The sequence below is a fragment of the Acidobacteriota bacterium genome (assembly GCA_018001935.1).
Lineage (GTDB): Bacteria > Acidobacteriota > JAAYUB01 > JAAYUB01 > JAAYUB01 > JAGNHB01.
In genome coordinates this window covers 1-19,304 of the sequence record JAGNHB010000044.1, presented here as the reverse complement: position 1 = coordinate 19,304, position 19,304 = coordinate 1, and the positions used below count along the sequence as shown (strand labels likewise).

Here is a 19,304-nt window from a genome sequence, read left to right as displayed (position 1 = left end):
GTCCCGTGCAAGGCGTCTCTTGCTTATAACACATATCCCCCTGCAAGGAAAACGACGGTTGGGAAACGGTGCCGCGAAGCGTGTCGCAGCCCCCGCAGCGGCAGCGAAAAGGCGCACTATCGCAGTCCGAAGCACTGGGGGTCGTCGGCGAGGAGGTCGCCGGTGAGGGCGGCGGCGAGGGCCCGGCAGCCGGCGCACCCGGTGACGGTGCAGCCCCCGCAGCGGGGGCCGTCGAGGCGGGGTTTGACGCGATCCGCGGCGTAGGGTTTCAATCGCTCGAGGATCACGGGGAACGCGTCCGCCAGGACGTTGCCCAGGGGAACGGGCAAGCGTCGGCAGGGGTAGACCGTCCCGTCGGGCATGAGGCCCATGGACGTCTCGCCCAGGTTGCACAGGGCCCCCACCAGGGGCTCCTCGGGGTCGTCCAGGCGGAACCACCAGGCGCGGTACGGTAAAAGCTCTTCAACGTCGGCGTCCACGCCCGCCCGGTCCGCCAGGGTGGCCGTCACCCGCCGCCAGTCTGCCGCGGAGAGGACCTGGTCGGCCATGGCGCGCCCGGCGCCGAGGGGGACGAAGCGCTCGAAAATCACGCCGGCGGCGCCCGTACTCCGGGCGAAACCGAGGAGCCCGTCCACCGCGTCCCGGTTGTGGCGCCCGAGCGTCGCCATCAGCACCACGCCGACATGCGGCAGCATCCGGCGATAGGCGGAGATCCCGGCCCGGACCCGCTCCAGGTTCCCCCGGCCCCGGATCGCGTCGTTGACGGCGTTGACGCTGGCCTCCACCGAGACCTTCAGGTATCGGAGCTTTCCGAGGCTTGCCAACTCCGCCAGGAGGTCCTCCCCCGCGATGGTGCCGTTGGTGATGAGGTTGATCTCCAGGAGGTTGGGGTAGCCTTCCAGGTGGCGCAGGAAGGGCGCGAGGTGGGGGACCAGGAGCGGCTCCCCGCCCGTGATGTTGACGGAGACCTCCCGGTTTGGCAGGGAACCGAGGACGGCGTCCGCCATGCGCTTCAGCACGTCGAGGGGTCGCTCGCCGGCGGGCGAGAAGTCGTCCTGGTAGCAGTGGACGCACCGGAGGTTGCACCGGTCGGTGAGGTGCCACTGGAAACCGAATTCCAGGGGCTCGCGGGCCGGTTCGAGTTCGACGGGTACCATGGGCCTCCTCTCGTGGCCGCCGTTCCTGGGCGGCCCCGACATTTTGCCCCAGAACCGCCGCCGCATCAAGACCCGCTGTCAAGTGAACGGGACAACTCTCGTGGCGAATCGGAAACATCTGACCGGTCCGACTTGTCCGACTTGTCTGACTTGTCTGACTTGTCTGGCGCCTTCGAGGCTTTCCGCGCGGTGACCCCCGAGAATTTGTGTTTCCCCGCCTGCCGTTTCGGTCTATAATGTGCGCTTATCTTTGGGCGGAGGCGCACCATGCCGGGGTGGATCAAGGGAGTGTTCATGGTTTCCGCGTCGTTGACGGTCTTTCTCGTCTTCGGGGTGCTCTGGAACCAGGTGGCCGCCAAGGACGAGGATTACAAGAACCTCGTGGTCTTCAACGAGGTGATGCGGAAAGTTCAGGATTCCTACGTGGAGAAGCCCGACCTCCGGAAGCTGACACTCGGCGCCCTCCGCGGCCTCGCCTTTGGCGTGGACGTGTTTTCCTGCTACCTGAGCCCCGAGGAGAAGAAGTTCGTCGATGCCCGCAAGGAGTTCGCCGCTTTCAGCACGGGGATCATCCTCGCGCCGCGAAGCGGGTTCTACCGTGTCATGGCCGTTCGTCCCGGGTCCTCGGCGGAAAAGGCCGGCATCCTTCCCGGGGACCTCCTGGAGGAGATCGAGGGGCGCGGGACCAGCGAGATGCCCCTCCCCTACGTTCAGGCGATGCTCACCGGCCCGGCGGGGTCGGAGGTGAAGGTGGGCATCCAGCGGGGGCAGGACGACGACATGCGGGAACTGGCTCTCAAGCGGGAGTCCTTCACTCCCTCGGCCCCGGAGTTCCGCATCCTCGAGCCCGGTTACGGCTACCTGAAGGTCAGGGAGATCCACGACAAGGCGACCGACGAGGTCCGGCGGGCCCTGAACACCCTGGTCAGCAGCGGGGTGAAGCATCTCGTCCTGGACCTGCGGGACTGCTGCACCGGCACCGTCGAGGAGGGCCTCGACATCGCCAACCTCTTCGTCGCGAGCGGGACCCTGGCCGTCCGCCTCGTGCACGGCGGCGACCGCGCCGCCCTTCCCGCCGCGCCCGAGAAGGCGGTCTTCACCGGCCCCCTGGTGATCCTCGTCAACGGTTTCACCTCGGGGCCCTCCGAACTGGTGGCCGCCGCGCTCAAGGACAACGGGCGGGGCAGGCTGGTGGGTCTGAAGACGCTGGGGACGGCCTCGGAACAGAATTGGCAGGACCTCCCGGACGGCAGCGCGCTCTACCTGACCTCCGCCCGCTACCTGACCCCCTCCGGGCAGGCGATCACCCACGAGAAATACAACCAGGCCGGTATCCGGCCGGACCTCAAGTCCCCTCCGGAGGACTTTGCCCTCTCCCTCTACATCGATTACGAGATGTCCACCGGCGACGAGTCGGTGTCCCTGTACCGGAAGTACGTGGACAGCGTCTACGAAAAGCAGCTCGAGCAGGCCGTGGACCTGCTCAAGAACCCCGAAAAGGACCTCCGCGCCAGCGTCGTGGAGAACTAGGCCCGACGGCCCAGGGTGACCGATGGATCTCACCTTCTTCACGGATCGTTTCGGGCCGCAGTCCGAGGAGATGGAGCTGCTCCGGTCCATCGACCCGCACCGTCTGCCCCGCCACGTCGCCGTCATCATGGACGGGAACGGGCGGTGGGCGGCCCGCCATGGCAAACCCCGCGCGGAGGGCCACCACGCCGGCGCGGAGTCGGTCCGGCGCATCACCGAGACCGGGGCGGCCCTCGGCCTGGAGTACCTCACCCTCTACGCCTTCTCCGTGGAGAACTGGAAGCGCCCCAAGACCGAGGTCCGCGACCTGATGAGCCTGCTGCGGCGTTACAGCCGCGAGGAACTGCCGACCCTGATGCGGAACAACATCCGGTTTCGGACCGTCGGCAAGCTCTCGGACCTGGGGGCGGTCACCCGTCGGATGGTGGCGCACACCGTGAGGACCACCGAGGGAAACACCGGCATGGTGCTCAGCCTCGCCCTCAACTACGGCGCGCGGACCGAGATCGTCGATGCCGTGATCGCCGTCGCCCGGGAGGTCCGGGCCGGGCGGCTCGCCCCCGACGCCATCGACGCCTCCGTCGTGGAACGGCACCTCTACACCGCGGGCATCCCCGACCCCGACCTCCTGATCCGGACCAGCGGCGAGTATCGCGTGAGCAACTTCCTGCTCTGGCAGATCGCCTACACCGAGTTTGTCATCCTGCCCGTCCTCTGGCCCGACTTCCAGGCCGTCGACCTCCTCCGGTCCATCGGGGAGTTCCAAAGACGCGACCGCCGGTTCGGCGGCGTGACGCAGGCCTGACCCATGCTGACGCGGATCCTGTCGGCCCTGGTCCTGATCCCCCTGGTCCTTCTGGTGGCCTACCGGTGCTCCCCGCTCGCCTTCGCCCTGGTGGTGACCGGGGTCGGGACCCTCTGCTTCCACGAGTTCCAGGGCATGGGCCGGGAGCGGATGGGGGCCTCGGGCGGCTGGGCGCTCACGGTCGTCGCGGCGGCGGCCGGCTTTTTTGCGGTCTACCCGGCCTTTCCGGACCACCGGTCGGTCTCCGCCGCCGCGTTCTTCCTCGTGGCCGGGGCCCTGGCCGTCGCCCGGGGGCGCGGGCCCGGGGAGGCCCTGGGGCGCCTGGCCTGGCCCGCCGTGGGTTTCCTGTACATCTTTGTGCTGTTCTCCTGGCTGTACGACATCCGGTTCGGTCTCTCGACGGACCGCGGGCCGCTCCTGCTGGTCCTCTTCTTCCTCGTCCAGTGGCTGGGGGACTCCTTCGCCTACCTCTCCGGCCGCCTCTTCGGCCGGCACAAGCTCTGCGAAGCGGTCAGCCCCAAGAAGACCGTGGAGGGGACCCTCGGCGGCCTGCTCGGGAGCGCGGGCGCCGGCGTCGCGGTGGCCCTCGCCGGTTTCCCCGAGAGGGCGTGGTGGCCGTTCGCGGCCGCCGCGGTCTTCCTGGGGGCGGCGGGCCAGGTGGGTGACCTGATGGAGTCCCTCTTCAAGCGCTGCTGCGGCGTCAAGGACTCCTCCGGGCTGATCCCGGGGCACGGGGGGATGCTGGACCGGATCGACTCCCTGCTGTTCACGGCCCCGGTTTTCTACTTCCTGATGGGGATGGTGTTGAAACACGCATGAGCCAGATTTCCCGGACCCTTGCGATCCTCGGTTCCACGGGCTCCATCGGCCGGAGCACCCTGGAGGTCGTCGGCCGCCGAGCGGGGGACTTCCACGTGGCCGGCCTGGCCGCGGGCCGCAACGTGGAGGAACTGGCCGGCCAGATCGCCCGGTACGGGCCCCGCCTGGTCTCGGTGGCCACCCCCGAGCGGCGGGACACCCTGCTCCGCCTCCTGCGCGCCCGCGGTTTCGACCCCCGGGTCCTGGACATCCTGGTGGGACAGGCGGGCGCCGAGGCCGTGGCGATGCTCCCGGAGGCGGACATCGTGGTGTCCGCCATGGTGGGTTTCGCCGGCCTGCGCCCAACCTGCGCAGCCGTCAACGGGGGGAAGACCGTGGCCCTGGCCAACAAGGAGACGCTCGTCGCGGCCGGGGGCCTGGTGATGGCGGCGTCCGCGGCCTCGGGCGCCCGGGTCCTCCCGGTGGACAGCGAGCACAACGCCATCTTCCAGTGCCTGGCGGGCCAGGACCCCCGCACGGTGGAGCGGCTGTGGCTGACCGCTTCCGGGGGGCCCTTCCTGCACACCCCCGAGGAAGCCTTCGCCGGCATCTCCGTGGAGGAGGCGCTGTCGCACCCCACCTGGAAAATGGGCCGCAAGATCACCGTGGACTCCGCCACGCTGATGAACAAGGGGCTGGAGGTCATCGAGGCCCACTGGCTCTTCGGGATGCCGCCGGAGCGGATCCGGGTGGTCGTGCACCCCCAGTCGGTCATCCACTCCATGGTGGAGTTCCGGGACGGCTCCTTCCTGGCCCAGCTCGGTATCACCGACATGAAACTGCCCATCCGCTTCGCCCTGGACTACCCCGAGCGCAGCGACACCGACCTGCCGCGGCTCAACCCGTTCACGCTCCCGGCGCTGGAGTTTCAGGAGCCCGACACCCGCAAGTTCCCCTGCCTCACCCTGGCCTGCCATGCGCTGGAAGCCGGGGGCACCGCCGCCGCCCACCTGAACGCCGCCAACGAGGTGGCCGTATCCGCGTTCCTGGACGAGGTGATCCCCTTCACCGCCATCCCCGAGGTGATCCGGCAGTGCCTGGACCGTCTTCCCCCCGGCCCCGCCGACACCCTGGAGGCCGTGGAGGACGCGGACCGCCGGGCGCGGGAGACCGCCCGAACCCTGATCCAGGAGGGAATCGCTTGAACGTCCTGATCAACCTGGTCTCCTTCGTCGTCATCCTGGGCATCATGATCTTCCTGCACGAGCTGGGGCACTTCCTGGCTGCACGGGCGTTCCGGATCCGGGTGGAGATCTTCTCCCTGGGTTTCGGAAAGCGGCTCTGGGGCTTCACCCGGGGCGGGGTGGACTACCGCGTTTGCGCCGTCCCCCTCGGGGGGTACGTCAAGATGTCCGGCGAGCACTTCGGGGAGGACCTCTCCGGCGACCCCGACGAGTTCCTGTCGCGCCCCCGGTGGCAGCGGGCGGTAGTGACCGTCGCCGGACCCTTCATGAACCTCTTCCTCGCCGTGTTCCTCCTGTGGGTCAACTACATGGTGGGCGTCGAGGTGCCGGGTTTCTACCACGCCCCGGCGAAGGTGGGCCTGGTGGCCGCGGGGTCCCCCTCCGCCGGCCAGGGGATGGAACCCGGCGACGTCATCGTCTCCGCCAACGGGTCGCCTGTGAAATCCTGGGCCGACTTCGTCATCCAGTCCGTCTCCCTGTCCAACCAGGACGTGAACCTCGTCCTGCGGCGGGACGGGAACGAGTTCTCCCGCCGGGTCCGCTTCGGCGAGACCGTCACCGACCCGTCGGAGATCTCGGGGATCTACCCCTTCGTCCCCGCGCGGGTCGAGTTGGTGGTGGAAGGGTCCCCGGCGGCCCGGGCCGGGCTGAAGGCGGGCGACGAGATCCTCTCCGTCTCCGACGGGAAGTCGGTGGTCCGCGGGTACATGGCCTCTTCCCGGATGATCCGGGAGCGGGCGGGCGAGGTGGACTATCCCGCGCTGGGCGAGTTCCTCTTCCGCGCGGTGACGCCCCCCGTCGGGGTCTCGCTTCCCCCCGGGCTGATGCCCGTCCCTCCGGACGGGACGCCGGGCAACCCCTTTGCCCGCGTCTGCACGGGCCGCCCCCTGCGCCTGGAAGTGCTCCGCGACGGCCGGGCTCTGCCGATGCAGTTGGTCCCGGCGGCCACCAGCGGCGAGGACGGCCGCGGGCTCGCGGGGTTCCAACTCGACTTCCAGCTGGTCTCGGAGCGCCATGGCCCCTGGGCGGCCCTGACCAAGTCGGTGAAGGACAACCTCCAGTTCGTGGCCATGACCTACCGGATTCTCGCCAAGGTGATCTCGGGGACCCTGTCCATCCGGCAGTTCTCGGGGCCCATCGGGATCGCCCGCGCCTCCGGAGAGGCGGTCAAGACGAAGAACCTGGTGGTCATCTTCAACTTCATGGCCCTCATCAGCATGAACTTGGCGGTCCTCAACCTGCTCCCCATCCCGATCCTGGACGGCGGCATGCTCTTCTTCCTCCTCCTGGAGATGATCTTCCGCCGGAACATCCCCCTCTGGGTCAAGGAGAAGGCCGTCACCGCCGGCCTCTTCCTCCTGCTGGCCTTCATGGCCGTGGTGGTCTTCTTCGACGTCATCAAGGCGTTCCAGTGATCTCCGCAGCGTGCGGCGACACGCTCCATGGCGCCCCTTTGGACGGTGCCTGGGCCGGTTCAGGGTGATCGGAAACACCTCTTCTCTGTGCCTTCGTGCCTTCGTGAGAGACCTTCCGGAAGCCTTCTCCAGGAGGTAGGGGACCCGGTGAAGGCAAGCTTTCGTGCCCTGGGCCGAATCCCCGGCAATCCGTATTTCTTTGCGAGCTTGGCGCCTTGGCGAGAGCCAGATCCGGATCGATTCTCGCCAAGACGCCAAGCTCGCAAAGGAAGACCGCATCGGGCGCTACTTCCGCACTCGGCCGACGCTTCGAATGATCAATCCCGCTATCTTGCGCGATTTGGCAAGGATTTTTCTTTGGTGCGGGGTCGGCGGGGTCGCCGTCCAACCGACCCGAAACGCCATTTCGCAACCGATTCTTTCCAAATCGGTTGCGAATTTGTTTCTGGAGAGGTACTGATCCCCTTTCGACTGCGATTGCGATAGCGATACCGATTGCGATACCGATTGCGATACCGATACCGATACCGACCCCGATGGGACCCCCCCCTCCGGACCTACAGCCTACAGCCTAAACCCCTTCCCCCAAAAACCCCGGCTCCCCGCGGGGGGAGCCGGTCTTCGCACTGATCGTCGAGGCGCCGCGCTTACGGCAGCTCGGTGTGGCCGGGGAAGTTCCCCTGGTTGAGGGTCACCCACACTGGGTCCACGGTGCCGAGGTACAGGTCCCCGATCATCCCCGTCCCGGAAAGGTACCAGACCACCGTGTCGCCCGACATGGCGTGGCGCCACAGGATGTCCGCGTAGGCGTCGTTGTTGAAGAAGCCCACGCCCTTCACCTTCCAGTTCAGGTCACCGATCCCGCCCAGGAACGTCGTCCCGGACACCGTCCCGCCGTTGTTCAGGAACCACACCGAGAGATCGCCCGACGTGGCGTTGCGCCACAGGAGGTCGTCGATCCCGTTGCCGTCCACGTCGCCGATCCCCGTGATCTTCCACGTCGTGTCCACGGTTCCCGGCGACATGTCGCCCTGCCAGCCGTTCTCGTCCTCGAACCAGATGGACAGCACGCCCGTGGTGGCGTTCCACCACAGCACGTCGGCCCGCCCGTCGTTGTCGAAGTGGCCGGAACCCACCGCCTTCCACTCCATGGAGCTGATCCCGCCCGCGAAGGTGGAGCCCAGCACGCTCACCGTGTTGGACATCAGCCACACCGACAGGTACCCGTCGTTGAAGTTGCGCCACAGGAGGTCGGCGTTGCCGTTGGCGTTGAGGTCCGCGGCGCCGAGCACCCGCCAGCCCGGGTCCACGGAACCCAGGGAGACGGTGCTGTCGTAACCGGAGGCGCCCATGAGCCAGATGGCCAGGTCGCCGGTGGAAACGTTGCGCCAGACGAGGTCGGCGCGGCCGCTGCTGTTGAAGTCGCCGGAGCCGAAGACCTGCCAGTTGCCGTCGCTCACGGTTCCGGTGAGGGGGCCCGCCGAAGCGCCGGCCGGGGTGACGTACCAGTCGCCCAGGGCGCCCGTGGTGCCGTTGCGCCACAGGATGTCGGTGTAACCGTCGCCGTTGAAGTCGTAGGGGTCCGCCGCCGCGGGCACGGAGGTGCAGCAGACGTAGCGGATCACCGCGAGGTTGTCGACATACCATCCGGTGTCACCGGAGGAGGAGTCGCAGCCGAGGCGAAAGCGGAACTTCACGCTCTTGCCCGCCGCGGCGGCGGGAAGGTTCACCTTGACCTGGGTGAAGGCGGCAAGGTCGCCGCACCACGCGGAGCGGCCGCCCAGCGGGTTGGAGTAACCGGTGGAGAGGGTCGCGGTGTACCCGCCCGAGGCGAAGGAGCCGCCGGCCGCCAGGATGTCCGTGAAGGCGCCGCCGTCGATGGAGATCTCCAGGACGCCGCCGTCCCAGCTGGAGCCCTCGAAGGCGTACTTGTGCCAGAAGGTCAGCTGGTCCCCGGCACTGATGGCGATCGAGGGCGTCTCGAGCCGGCTGTCGGTCACGACGTTGGCGTCCACGATGAAGGCCGCGTTGGGTGCGGAGTTCGCGGACGCGCTCGACGTCGCCCACGTGGCGGACCCCGACGCGACCGTGGCGGACCAGCCCGCGGGGAGCGTCGGCGCCGTCACGGCGTCGAAATTCTCCGTGAGGGCCGTCTGGGTGGCGCCGGTCACCAGGGTGGCGGAAACGCCGGGGAGGTTCGTGGCGCCGTCCTGGAGCGCCAGGGTCATGGTCACGGTCCCTCCGCAGCTCACGGAGGGGGATACGGTGAACGAGAAGTTTCGCGTCGCGCTGCTCCCCGCGGCGACGGCGCCGTAAGACACCGGCCCCGACGGGGCGGTCACGCCGCCGGTGGCCTGGAGGGTGGCCGTCAGGTTGGTGAAGGCCGTGGCGGTCTTGTTCTTGAGGGTGACGGCGTAGGTCACGGTCTCGCCCGGGTCGGCGGCGGAGTTGGCCGGCGTGCACCCCTCGGCGGACAGGGCGCTGCCCGTCAGTTCCACCGGGTCGATCCAGGCCATGTGGGCCAGCATCCCCACGGAGGCTTTCACGAACTGGGTGAAGAAGGTCATGTTGAGGGTGGGGAGCGTGTCGTTGACGGTGTGGTAGTAGTCGCAGAAGTCGGCGTCGCTCTCGATGGCCAGGATGGCGGGGTACTGCTGGTTCCAGAACGAGGCGTGGTCGCTGGCGGTGGTTCCGTTGGCGATGATGCTGGGGGTCAGGCTGACCCCGTAGGTGGCGATCACGTCCGCCAGGAGCTGGGCGAGGGCATTGCAACCCGCCGGGGAGGCCTTGGAGTGGATGTCGATGTCCGGGCCGCCGGTGGAATCCCAGGCGATCATGTCGAGGTTGAGGACCCCCTTGATCTGCATGCCCAGGCCGGCGGCGTACTGGGCGTATTTCCCGCTGCCCACCAGGCCCTGTTCCTCGCCGGCCCAGAGGGCGAAGATGATGGAGTAGTCGAAGGTGGCGTTCTTCATGAGTTGGGCCGCCAGCAGGACGGCGGCCGACCCGCTGGCGTTGTCGTCGGCGCCCGGGGCGGTGGCGCCGGAAGGCATGTCGTCGAGGTGGCCGCAGATCATGACGTACTGGTCCGGGTAGGTGGACCCGACCTTCTTGCAGATGACGTTGCGGGACCCCGCGCCGGTGTAGTTGTAATACTCCGGGCTGTACCCCAGGGACTGGAAGTACTCGTAGGCGTACTGGGTGGCCTTGGTGATGTTCTCCGTGTTGAGGGAGTACCGCGAGACCAGGGTGTAGGGCGAGCCGCCGATGCTGACCGAATTCACGCCGCTCAGGTTGGCCACGAGGGTGTACAGGTCGGAACTCGTGACGGTGCTCATCAGGCTGGCGACCCGGTCCTGGTAGGTGATCCCCGCCAGGGTCCGGTCCGCGGCCCGGGGCTCGACGGCTTTCGCGTCCAGGGTGACCCGCGACAGCTCGAAGCCGGCTTCGGCCAGCCCCATGGCCCGGGACTCGCTCATGCTGACCAGGTACTCCCGCCCCTGGCCGAAGAGGACCCGGACGTCGAAGGGGAAGACGTCCGCCGTCCGCCCCCCTCTTCCGTGGATCAGCCAGTAGTCGTCCGCGGAGATGGTCGCGTCCAGCTCGGTGACGGGGGTCCCGGAAGCGGTGAGCCGGAGCCCCTGCTCGGGGCTCACGGCCGCGAGGAGGGCCCCGTCGGTGAAGTAGGCCAGGAAACGGCCGCCGGCCTTGGCGAGATCTTCGGGGGAGGTTTTTTCGACGCGGACCAGGCGGTGGCCGCGCAGGGCCGCCAGGTCGTCCCAGGACGACGCGGGCGCGGCGGGTAGGGACGAGATCAGCAGTCCCGCCAGGGCGATGAAAGCCAGGTTCTTTACGTGTCGTGTCATGCGTGCCACCTTTTCTCGAAGCGGTTCGGGCAATAAACCCTGGATTGTACCTTGGAGGACACGAAAAGGGAACACCGAAAAGAGGAAAATCGTCAGAACCCGCTGCGGGTGACGGTGCCGTCGGGGGCGATGACGATCTCGGCGTCGGGCAGGTCTTCCAGGTCGCAGGGGGTGTATCGGTCCGTCAGGAAGTGCACGGCCTGGTTTTCCGAGCCCCGGAGGTCGTGGGCGAAGTGGCGCATCTCTTCGTACGGCCCCGCCACCAGGATGTCCGTCATCGCGAGGATCGCCGGACCGTGGGGAAGCCGTTCGATCTCCTCCCGAGAGTAGCCGGAGAAGAGGACCACGGAAAGGCTTGTTTCACGCCGCAGGTCTGCCAGGAAGTTCATCAGGGCCTCGGGCTGCTCCAGGGGTTCCCCGCCGCTGACGCTGACGCCCTCGATCGCCCCCGCCCCGTCATCCGTTGCCGTTGACGCGTCGATGACCTGCCGGGCGAGGCCCCCGACGTCCACCGGATACCCCCCGGCGGGGTCGTGGGTCTCCGGGTTGAAGCAGCCGGGGCAGCACCGTGCGCACCCCTGCACCCAGATGCCGAACCGCACCCCGGGCCCGTTGGCCCGCGTCCGGGGCATGACGGCATGGACCCTCAACCACCTCGGGGAATCGGTCGTCATGGATGGTCCCGCAAGAGGTCGCGAAAGAGGGATTTCCCGCGAATAACGCGAAGATACGCGAATTTATAACACGAATAATATCTATTGATTATTGATTTCTGATTCGCGTTCATTCGCGTGATTCGCGGGCAAAATAGGTCATTTTGCAGGGTCGTCTACATTCACTGAAGGACGGGGACACCGAGGGTTTCAGCCGCCGAGGCAAGGCGCTGGTCCCGCGTGGCCAGAGGGGACCCCCTTCTCAGGGCCAGTTCCAGGTAAGCCGCGTCGTACGCGGACAATCGATGTTCACGGGCCAGGGTGATGACACCCGACCAGGCATGGGTTGCGCTCTCGGGGTCCACGACGATCGGTAACGCGCTGAGCAGATTCAGAAAGGCGGCAGCGGCCGCCCGGCTGATTCGCCCTCGCCGTTCGGCGACAACGAGGGCGTTGGCCACTTCGAAATACCACAAGGAGGGGACCATCGTGACGCCGCCCTCCAACGCATCGAGAAGCGACTCCGATCTCTCGGTCTTTTCATCTTCAAAACACCAGCACAGGGTCATGGAACAGTCCAACACGTACTCCTTCACCGGCGCCCCTCCTCGATCAACTCCCGGACGGATATCCCCCCGAGTGCCCATTGCCGGCGGTTCTCCCGGATTCGCCGAATCACCTCCGCCCGGGAGGTCAGATCGGATTGGGCCGCCGGGCAAAGGCGGGCGACCGGGTGACCATGCCGGGTGATGATCACCGTTTCCCCGGCGGAAACCTTCTGCAACAACTCGGAAAGGCGGGTTTTTGCCTCGAAGGTCCCAACGTGGATCATGTCTCCTCCTTTAAACCAGTCTGAAACTAGTTTAACAAGAGGGCTCAGGCCTGTCAAGGGTGACGGTTTCGTAAAAAGCAGGAAAACGAACGGGAAAGGGTCTGTAAGACGTTTGTTTGAGCCATCACCCGGAGGGTGATGGTACTTTTTGCGACCGCGTCAAGGATGACGGGTTCGTGGAAGGTGCCATCGCCGTCCGGGGGAATGTGGAGAGTGGTTGTTGAGGTCAGGCCTTCTGCGTGAGGGGGTCGGAAAGCCCGTCGTATTCGGGCGCCTCGTCGTACTCCGCGGTGAGTTCGCGATGGACGACCTCCCCGCCGAGAGCCTCCTCGAGGGGGGCAGTGATCCCCAGGCAGCCCTGGCCCTTGGCTCCGCGGACCTCGATGCGGACCGTTCCGTCGGGGTTGATGTAGACGTCCAGTTCCTGGATTTCGCTCATGCCGTCCTCCTGAGAAAACCAGCCTTTCGATCTCGAGCCCCTCGAGGCGTTCGGGGTGGGCCTATCCGGCCCGCGACCGTCCCCCCCCGCCAGGCGCCGGGGACCTCTGCCCGGGGTGCCGGGGCGGCTCCCGTCACGCCTTCCCCTTGCCGGGGGGCGGTTCGGGCGGGGTGAAGGGCTCCAGCGGGATGAAGTCGAAATGGTCCGCGGCGTTGCCTCCGCCGGGCGACGACCGCGGGGGCCCCGGGGCTTCCGCCCGGGTGAACGGCTCCACCGGGGGCGCGGGCGGAGGGTTCGGGGCCCGGAGAATGGCGGGGGGGACATCCCCCCCCGACAGGTCGCCGAGCGCCTCGGCGATCTCGCCTTCCGGCGTGCCCGGGCGCCGGCGGATGATGAAGTTCTCCGTCGGGGGGGCGTCCGGGGTGCCGCCCAGGATCACGTTCAGGAGCTTGCGCTCGGTCTTGGAGGGGCTTTCCATCTCCCGGAGGATCCGGAGCGCGGCTTCCCCCTCGGGGGACCCGCCGGGGTAGCGCCGCAGGAATTCGGCCGCGGCGGCCCGGATCTTCTTCGACTCGTCCGCCAGCGAGAGGACCACCATGATCACCACCAGCCCGAGCCAGAGCAGGGAGCCGTACCCGACGGTCTGCCAGAAACTCCACCGAAGCAGGTAGTTGGACGCCAGGATGATGCCGAGGGGGATGAAGAAGATCATGGAGAGGCCGAGGAACACGGACCACCGGTCGATGGCCTGGATGAGGCGGCCCAGGAAGGACCGGAGGTCCTGCTCGATGCGCTGTTCGTCCACTGTTCGGGAGGGGGGCGGGGAAGCCATGCGCGCTCCTTCAGTTCACCATGCGGCGGAGCACCAGGTGGACCTGCTCCTCGGGCCCGACCTCCTCCTCCACGAGGCTGAAGTTCTGCGCCCCGAGGGTCGCCAGGGCGGCGTGGTAGGCGTACCGGCGGGACAGGGCCTTGAGCAGTGACTCGGGGGTGTGTTCCTTGACGTAGTACCAGTCCGCCACCATTTCGTAGGTGTCGCCCACCCGGCGGAAGCCGATGGGGTAGTTCGGGTCGCGGGTGGAAACCCGGATCTGAGCGGGCGTGGTCTTCCCCATGAAGCCCCGGACCATCAGGTCTCCCTCCTCCCAGGCCAGGCCCAGGTCGTTCAGGGCTTTCTTCAGGAAATCCAGTCGGGTGAACCGCGTCTTGAGGGTGGTGAATTGCGACATGTTTCGACCTCCGGGGCGTCAGTTCTTGCTGAACGGTTCGATCTGGATCTGGACGAAACGCTTGCGCGCCTCCTCCACCTCGAGGAAAGAGGCGGACTGTGCCCGCCCTTCCGTCAGCCAGGAACGGAGGTACTCCACGGTCTCCCGCTGGGAGATGCTCAGGGGGACCAGCCGCCCGATGGCGGCGGCGATGTCCGCCGAGGTGAACTCCCGGGCGGGGGACGCCGCGTCGTTGAAGGCCAGGTACATGGCGTCGATGACGGCCTGCTCGATCTCCGCCCCCACGTAGCCTTCCGAGAGCCGGGCCAGTTGATCCAGGTCGAAGGCGTCGGGGTTTCGCCGGCGCTTTCGGATGTGGACCCCGAAGATCTCCTTCCGCTCGACGTCGGTGGGGAGGTCCAGGAAGAAGATCTCGTCGAAGCGCCCGCGGCGGAGCAGTTCGGGCGGGAGCAGCTCCACCTTGTTGGCGGTGGCCACGATGAAGGCGGGGCGGGTCTTCTCCTGCATCCAGGTGAGGAAAGTCCCCAGGACGCGAAGGGAGGTGCCCCCGTCGAGCCCGCCGGACGCGAAGGCTTTCTCCAGCTCGTCGATCCAGACGATGCAGGGGGCGACGGTTTCCGCCAGGCGCAGGGCGCGGCGGGCGTTCTCCTCGGACTGCCCCACCAGGCTCCCGAAAAGGGCTCCCACGTCCAGGCGGATGAGGGGCAGGCGCCAGAGATGGGCGATCATTTTGGCGGTCAATGACTTCCCCGTTCCGGGGATGCCGATGAGCGCGATCCCCTTCGGTGCGGGGAGGCCGTAGGCGGCGGCCTCGGGCGAGAAGGCCCGTTCCCGCATCCGGAGCCACTGCTTGAGGATCTCGAGCCCCCCCACGTCCCCGATGGCCTCGGCGGGGGTGAAGAACTCCAGGGCGCCGGACTGCCGGATCACCTGTTTCTTCTCGGCCGTCACCAGCTCGATGTCCTTCTCGTCCAGGGAACCGTCCAGCACCAGGGCCTTGGAGAAAACCCGCAGGGCCTGGCGGCAGGACAGGCCCAAGGCGGCCTGGACGAGCCGGTCCCGCGTCGGGGCGTCCGGGGTGATCCGGACCCCGGGGGTCTCGCGCAGCTTGTCGATGATCCCGGCCAGCTCCGGCGGGCCAGGCGGGGGAAACTCCACGATCACCGCCTCGTCCCGGAGTTCGTCGGGGACGCAGGCCGTCGTGAGGGTCACCAGCAGCGTCTTTCGGGTGTACTGGAGTTTCCGGGCCAGGTTCTTGAGCTTGCGGATGACCCGGGGCTGGTTGTGCCAGCACTGGTGGAAGTCGGGCAGGACGAAGACCACGTTGCCCTCGGCCTTGTCCACCACCTCCAGCAGGGAGACGGGGTCCTTGGGCGGAAGGGCGGGGGAGAAGCTCCCCAGCAGGGGCAGGAGGAAGTCGGCCGCGTCCCACGACACCAGGGGACGGTTCCCCTTCCGGCAGACGCCGGTGACGGCTTCGAGCACGCGCTCCTCTTCCGGCGAGACGATGCAGACCAGGGGAAAGCGCGAGCGGAGGAAGACCTCCAGTTCCTGTTCGAAGTTCATGTTCGCCATTTCTGCCCTCCGCCCGCGACCGGGTCACCGGAATTTAACCACGAACCACACCAACCACACGAACAAAATCACCGCCGACCGCTGTCGGGGTCGGAATCGGTATCGGATTCGCTTTCGGAATCACTCGTTCGCCCCGGTCCGGCCGCTTCCCCTCGTGCCGCGCCTCCGGACCCCGATCCTCCCGGCCCCGACTCTTCAGGGCCCCATCCGGGAGAACCGGTCGTCTCCGCCCCGGGCCGAGGTCGCGCCAGGAGGTAGTCCAAGAGGCCGACCGGAAGGACCATCGCCAGGCCGGCCAGCCAAAGAAACACTTTGAGCATGTTAACGGTTACTCCGACCTTGCCTTCCCAGGGTTGAAACAGAGACACGAGCACTTGGGGGGCCCAGTTGATGACATAGCTCAGCCAGAGCGCGGTGAATCCCTGCCGGGCGACCCGACACCGCTCCGGGAAGTTCTTCCTGAAAGCCGGCTCGATCGCCCGGTAGAGACAGAAAAGGAAGAGGATCAATCCGACCCCCTTCCCAGCTCTCACGAGCCAGAGTTCGATTTTCCCTGTTTTCTGTATTCCCCACAGAGAGGCCAGGATGTCGGAGAGAGAATGAAAACGGTTTCCGATCAAGTCGTTGGATGTGCATGGTGCCAGCAGTTGGAGCCCCACCATGAGGATCGCCCCGCCGAGGGCGAGACGGCGAAAATCCTCCCGGCCGGGCTCAAAGGCGGCGCCCCGAAGCCCGGCGTAAAGGGCGGCGATGCCCAGGAAGCTCGCTACCACCCGTACGCGGAGGTACGACGGCCCTTTCGGATTGAAGAAGAAAAGGTAGAAGGGGGCGTCCGGGTGAATCGCAGGGACTGCCAAAAGGATCATGAAGGGGAGCAGGCCCAGGCCGAGGAGGAAGGCGCCGCGCTTCCACCCCGCGTGACGGTCCCTGGAGAGCGCCAGCAGGCTCAAGCCCGCAATCAGCGGGAAAACCAGGAACAGGCCGTAGAAGCCATCCCCCCGCTCCAGTCCCTCGATATTGGGGAAGGTCCATAGGGGCGGGTCCCACATGGGCAGAAGAAAAGCCGCGAGGAGAAGGGCGCCGGTGCAGCGCATGTCCGGTGCGAGAAGGTTCAGGGATGGACACAGGCCCGAAGCTGGTCCCGGAGGCCCGATCCTGTCTTCGCTGCCGGCCGTCATGGTGACCTCCAGTCCCCGAAGGAAGGTCGCGAAAGAAACGGAACAGACGCAGGATAAACAACCCCGCCTTTGGAGTCAAGCCGAACCCGGGGGTTCGTTGGCGGGAAGGGGGGCGGGGCCCGGCGGGAGCGTGCCCAGGAGGAGGTCCGTCAGGCCGACGGGGACGATCAGGGCCACCCCCGCGACCCAGACCAGGACCTTGAAGAGGCCGGCGGCGTCGTAGAATGCCTGGTCCCTGGACTGGAAGAAGATCACGAGGAGGGCGGGGAGCAGCTCGACGATGTAGCGGGCCCACAGGGCCACGAACCCCTGGGTCGCGGCCCGGCGGGGGTCGGGGGCCCACCGGCGGATGCACAGCCCCAGGGCGCGGTACAGGCAGAAGAGCAGAAGGGCCAGGCCGGCGAGCTGCCCCGCGGCGACGATCCCCTGTTCGAGGCTCCGGCACCGGAACAGCAGGTGGAAGGGGACGGCGATCTCGGGCAGGGACGCCGGCCCTCCCCAGGCGTAGGCGAAGGGGACGCGGACCGGGAGGACCTGGAGCCCCAGCATGAGCACCGCCCCGCCGAACGCGAGGAAGCGGAAGACGCGCTCCCCTGGCCGGATAAGGGCGCCCCGCAGGCCGGCGTACAGGGCGAAGAAGCCGACGAACCCCGCCGCTAACCGGAAGAGCCCTCCCACCGGGCTGACGGGCATGAACAGGCGGGCGAGGAAGAGCACCAGGTCGTGCAGGGCGGGAGCGGTGAACACCACGACAAAGGGGAGAAGGCCCAGGCCGACCAGGAAACTCCCCCGGACGGCCCCCGGCCGGCGGAGCTTCGCCAGCGCCAGGAGGGAGAGGCCCGCCGCCAGCGGGAAGCCCAGGGAGAAGGTCTCGGCAAACCCGCCCCGGCCGAGCCGGACGAGGTTGGTGAACTCCCACCCCGTCCCGTCGCGGTGAAGCGGCAGGATGAAGGCCAACAGGAGGAGGACGCCGGCGAAGTGCATGTCCAGGGCGGGGCGCCCGGAGTCCAGGGGGCTGTCCATCCACGTCGGCCCCCCCACGGCGTCCGGCGGGATCGCCGGGAGGGCGGGGGGCGCGGCCTCCCCGGACGGGGCCGCGGAGGGCGTCGGGCGCCCGTCCGCGGAGCCGGCGCCTCCTGCCGGGGGTGCGGGGAACGCGGCCCCGTCTTCGGCATCGGGCCCGGGGGGGGCGGGGTACTCGACCCCGTCTATGGCACGGGTCATGAGGGTCACCTCCGGACAGCTTGTTCGCACGGGGAGAAACCGGGCAGGGGAAGGATAAACATCCGGTGCACCGGAGTCAAGCGCGACATCCCCGCCAATAGTGCCATCACCCTCCGGGCGATGGCTCAACCCAAGGCGTTGCAGATATTTTCCAGTTCGGTTTCCGACGGTGGCGAGGCCGCCCGGCATGGCGGTCTCGCCATCGTGACGCCGCCTTCGAGAGCGGTGAATGAAGGCAACGAACTTCTCCGGAGAGAGGACCCACCTAGAGCCACAGGGGGGCGGGGCCGGGAGAGCGCCGATCGAGGAGGTCCGAGGCCAGGAGTTGGTCCAAAAGGCCGAGGAGGGCCTCCCGGTCCCGCGGGAGGCGGCCTTCCAGCGGAACCACGTTGGACGCGTGGTCGGCGCGGAAGACGGTCCCGTGAAGGTCGAGCCCCTCCAGGATCCACCGCAGTTCCCGCACCGCCTCCCACGCGGTGAGGGGCTGGAAACGGCCGGCTTCCAGGTCACGGTGCAGGGGGGTGCCGGGGACCGGGATGACCCGCAGGGCCGACAGGAGCGGCGGGTCCATGCGATTGAGGGCGTCCGCGGTCGCCCGGGCGTGATCCTGGGAACGGGCGGGCCCCGAGAGGCCCAGCAGGACCATCACCGAGACCCGGAGCCCGGCCGCGGCCGCCCGCCGGCACCCCTCGACCATGGTCGCGGCGGTCTCGCCCTTGCGGGCCGAGCGGAGGGTGGCCTCGTCGCCGCTCTCGAGGCCAAGGTAGAGGGTGCGGAGACGGAGGGCCCGGAGCCGGGAGAGGTCCGCCGCGGTTTTGGACGCGAGGGACCGGCCGTTGGCGTAGGCGGCCACCCGCGCCAGGCGGGGCAGGGCGGCGCCCAGGATCTCGAGGATGGACGCCAGTTCGCCCGGGTCGCGGTGCAGGACGTCCCCGTCGGCGAGGAAGACGCGTCGGGCGTCGGGATCCCGGGCCGACTCGGCCGCGACGAGGGCCCGGATCTCCTCCAGCGGCCGGGGACGGAAGCGCATCCCCTTGTACATGCCGCAGAAGGTGCAGGTGTTGTGGGGGCAGCCCTCGTCCACCTGGAGGACCAGGCTTCCCGCCTCGGCGGGGGGGCGGAAGCGGGGGAGGTTGACGGGGGTTCCGAAGGCGGCGCTCACGGGGACATCATATACTGCGGAGGAAAGTGTGAAAAGTGTGAAAAGTGTGAAATGTGCGAAAAGTGTGAAAGAATGCGGAAACGCGAGGCAGGCCCAACCCACCGTGACAGCGATTCAGTGGGCCAAACCCCGCTTGAAGCCAGCAGCCAACGGCCCCGTCTCCCGCCCCCGTCCTGTCTTCTGCCCCCGCCCCGTCT

General features: G+C 67.9%; 17 protein-coding genes. 5 read left to right on the top strand and 12 right to left on the bottom strand.

All coding sequences use genetic code 11. From position 1 onward, the window contains the following. Positions 1 to 116: 116 nt before the first annotated feature. A complete protein-coding gene (locus tag KA419_15175) occupies positions 117 to 1,157 on the bottom strand; it encodes a radical SAM protein (GenBank protein ID MBP7867278.1) in 1,041 nt (346 codons plus the stop codon). 267 nt (positions 1,158 to 1,424) lie between these two features. On the opposite strand from KA419_15175, the gene KA419_15170 reads away from it, so the two are divergent. The 5 genes from KA419_15170 to rseP are packed head-to-tail and all read left to right on the top strand — an operon-like array spanning position 1,425 to position 6,949. Then, positions 1,425 to 2,687 (top strand): hypothetical protein, encoded by a 1,263-nt coding sequence (locus tag KA419_15170; protein ID MBP7867277.1) that lies wholly within the window; start codon positions 1,425 to 1,427, stop codon positions 2,685 to 2,687. A 22-nt stretch (positions 2,688 to 2,709) separates the two neighbouring features. Continuing rightward, the gene (locus tag KA419_15165) at positions 2,710 to 3,492 is read left to right on the top strand and encodes an isoprenyl transferase (protein ID MBP7867276.1); all 783 of its coding nucleotides are present in this window, start codon (positions 2,710 to 2,712) and stop codon (positions 3,490 to 3,492) included. 3 nt (positions 3,493 to 3,495) lie between these two features. Next, a complete protein-coding gene (locus KA419_15160) occupies positions 3,496 to 4,311 on the top strand; it encodes a phosphatidate cytidylyltransferase (protein MBP7867275.1) in 816 nt (271 codons plus the stop codon). Beyond that, the gene (locus tag KA419_15155) at positions 4,308 to 5,495 is read left to right on the top strand and encodes a 1-deoxy-D-xylulose-5-phosphate reductoisomerase (protein ID MBP7867274.1); all 1,188 of its coding nucleotides are present in this window, start codon (positions 4,308 to 4,310) and stop codon (positions 5,493 to 5,495) included. Before KA419_15160 ends, KA419_15155 begins: the two co-directional genes overlap by 4 nt. After that, entirely contained in the window at positions 5,492 to 6,949 is a 1,458-nt protein-coding gene (rseP, locus tag KA419_15150; protein ID MBP7867273.1) for an RIP metalloprotease RseP, read from the top strand. Before KA419_15155 ends, rseP begins: the two co-directional genes overlap by 4 nt. Before the next feature lie 647 nt (positions 6,950 to 7,596). On the opposite strand, the gene KA419_15145 is transcribed toward rseP, so the two are convergent. The 11 genes from KA419_15145 to KA419_15095 all read right to left on the bottom strand — a co-directional run bounded on the left by KA419_15145 (position 7,597) and on the right by KA419_15095 (position 19,107). Then, positions 7,597 to 10,815 carry a M20/M25/M40 family metallo-hydrolase gene (locus tag KA419_15145; GenBank protein ID MBP7867272.1) on the bottom strand — a complete coding sequence of 1,073 codons (3,219 nt, stop codon included), beginning with the start codon at positions 10,813 to 10,815 and terminating at the stop codon, positions 7,597 to 7,599. 92 nt (positions 10,816 to 10,907) lie between these two features. Further along, positions 10,908 to 11,489, bottom strand: coding sequence for a radical SAM protein (locus tag KA419_15140; protein MBP7867271.1), 582 nt, complete (start codon positions 11,487 to 11,489; stop codon positions 10,908 to 10,910). Positions 11,490 to 11,650: 161 nt separating this feature from the next. Beyond that, positions 11,651 to 12,115 (bottom strand): type II toxin-antitoxin system VapC family toxin, encoded by a 465-nt coding sequence (locus KA419_15135; GenBank protein ID MBP7867270.1) that lies wholly within the window; start codon positions 12,113 to 12,115, stop codon positions 11,651 to 11,653. Continuing rightward, positions 12,061 to 12,300, bottom strand: coding sequence for a type II toxin-antitoxin system prevent-host-death family antitoxin (locus tag KA419_15130; protein ID MBP7867269.1), 240 nt, complete (start codon positions 12,298 to 12,300; stop codon positions 12,061 to 12,063). The genes KA419_15135 and KA419_15130 overlap by 55 nt, the downstream gene beginning before the upstream one ends. Before the next feature lie 226 nt (positions 12,301 to 12,526). Beyond that, positions 12,527 to 12,739 carry a DUF2997 domain-containing protein gene (locus tag KA419_15125; GenBank protein ID MBP7867268.1) on the bottom strand — a complete coding sequence of 71 codons (213 nt, stop codon included), beginning with the start codon at positions 12,737 to 12,739 and terminating at the stop codon, positions 12,527 to 12,529. A 133-nt stretch (positions 12,740 to 12,872) separates the two neighbouring features. Then, positions 12,873 to 13,571: a hypothetical protein gene (locus tag KA419_15120; protein ID MBP7867267.1), complete on the bottom strand. Its 699-nt coding sequence runs from the start codon at positions 13,569 to 13,571 to the stop codon at positions 12,873 to 12,875. A gap of 10 nt (positions 13,572 to 13,581) precedes the next feature. After that, positions 13,582 to 13,968, bottom strand: a complete 387-nt coding sequence (locus KA419_15115; protein ID MBP7867266.1) for a DUF1257 domain-containing protein — start codon at positions 13,966 to 13,968, stop codon at positions 13,582 to 13,584. Between the two features lie 18 nt (positions 13,969 to 13,986). Beyond that, complete coding sequence (locus KA419_15110) at positions 13,987 to 15,534, bottom strand: AAA family ATPase (GenBank protein ID MBP7867265.1); 1,548 nt, start codon at positions 15,532 to 15,534, stop codon at positions 13,987 to 13,989. 77 nt (positions 15,535 to 15,611) lie between these two features. Beyond that, positions 15,612 to 16,721 carry a hypothetical protein gene (locus tag KA419_15105; GenBank protein MBP7867264.1) on the bottom strand — a complete coding sequence of 370 codons (1,110 nt, stop codon included), beginning with the start codon at positions 16,719 to 16,721 and terminating at the stop codon, positions 15,612 to 15,614. A gap of 75 nt (positions 16,722 to 16,796) precedes the next feature. After that, positions 16,797 to 17,945, bottom strand: a complete 1,149-nt coding sequence (locus tag KA419_15100) for a hypothetical protein (protein ID MBP7867263.1) — start codon at positions 17,943 to 17,945, stop codon at positions 16,797 to 16,799. A gap of 265 nt (positions 17,946 to 18,210) precedes the next feature. Beyond that, the gene (locus KA419_15095) at positions 18,211 to 19,107 is read right to left on the bottom strand and encodes a radical SAM protein (GenBank protein ID MBP7867262.1); all 897 of its coding nucleotides are present in this window, start codon (positions 19,105 to 19,107) and stop codon (positions 18,211 to 18,213) included. Between the last annotated feature and the right edge of the window lie 197 nt (positions 19,108 to 19,304).

Bases quoted from the DNA above. Each gene is read 5' to 3' on its own strand.
- KA419_15100 (MBP7867263.1), bottom strand. From the start codon at position 17,945: ATGACCCGTGCCATAGACGGGGTCGAGTACCCCGCCCCCCCCGGGCCC.
- KA419_15145 (MBP7867272.1), bottom strand. From the start codon at position 10,815: ATGACACGACACGTAAAGAACCTGGCTTTCATCGCCCTGGCGGGACTG.
- KA419_15120 (MBP7867267.1), bottom strand. From the start codon at position 13,571: ATGGCTTCCCCGCCCCCCTCCCGAACAGTGGACGAACAGCGCATCGAG.
- KA419_15160 (MBP7867275.1), top strand. From the start codon at position 3,496: ATGCTGACGCGGATCCTGTCGGCCCTGGTCCTGATCCCCCTGGTCCTT.
- KA419_15130 (MBP7867269.1), bottom strand. From the start codon at position 12,300: ATGATCCACGTTGGGACCTTCGAGGCAAAAACCCGCCTTTCCGAGTTG.
- KA419_15140 (MBP7867271.1), bottom strand. From the start codon at position 11,489: ATGACGACCGATTCCCCGAGGTGGTTGAGGGTCCATGCCGTCATGCCC.
- KA419_15135 (MBP7867270.1), bottom strand. From the start codon at position 12,115: ATGGGCACTCGGGGGGATATCCGTCCGGGAGTTGATCGAGGAGGGGCG.
- KA419_15175 (MBP7867278.1), bottom strand. From the start codon at position 1,157: ATGGTACCCGTCGAACTCGAACCGGCCCGCGAGCCCCTGGAATTCGGT.
- KA419_15115 (MBP7867266.1), bottom strand. From the start codon at position 13,968: ATGTCGCAATTCACCACCCTCAAGACGCGGTTCACCCGACTGGATTTC.
- KA419_15165 (MBP7867276.1), top strand. From the start codon at position 2,710: ATGGATCTCACCTTCTTCACGGATCGTTTCGGGCCGCAGTCCGAGGAG.
- KA419_15125 (MBP7867268.1), bottom strand. From the start codon at position 12,739: ATGAGCGAAATCCAGGAACTGGACGTCTACATCAACCCCGACGGAACG.
- KA419_15155 (MBP7867274.1), top strand. From the start codon at position 4,308: ATGAGCCAGATTTCCCGGACCCTTGCGATCCTCGGTTCCACGGGCTCC.
- KA419_15110 (MBP7867265.1), bottom strand. From the start codon at position 15,534: ATGAACTTCGAACAGGAACTGGAGGTCTTCCTCCGCTCGCGCTTTCCC.
- KA419_15105 (MBP7867264.1), bottom strand. From the start codon at position 16,721: ATGACGGCCGGCAGCGAAGACAGGATCGGGCCTCCGGGACCAGCTTCG.
- KA419_15170 (MBP7867277.1), top strand. From the start codon at position 1,425: ATGCCGGGGTGGATCAAGGGAGTGTTCATGGTTTCCGCGTCGTTGACG.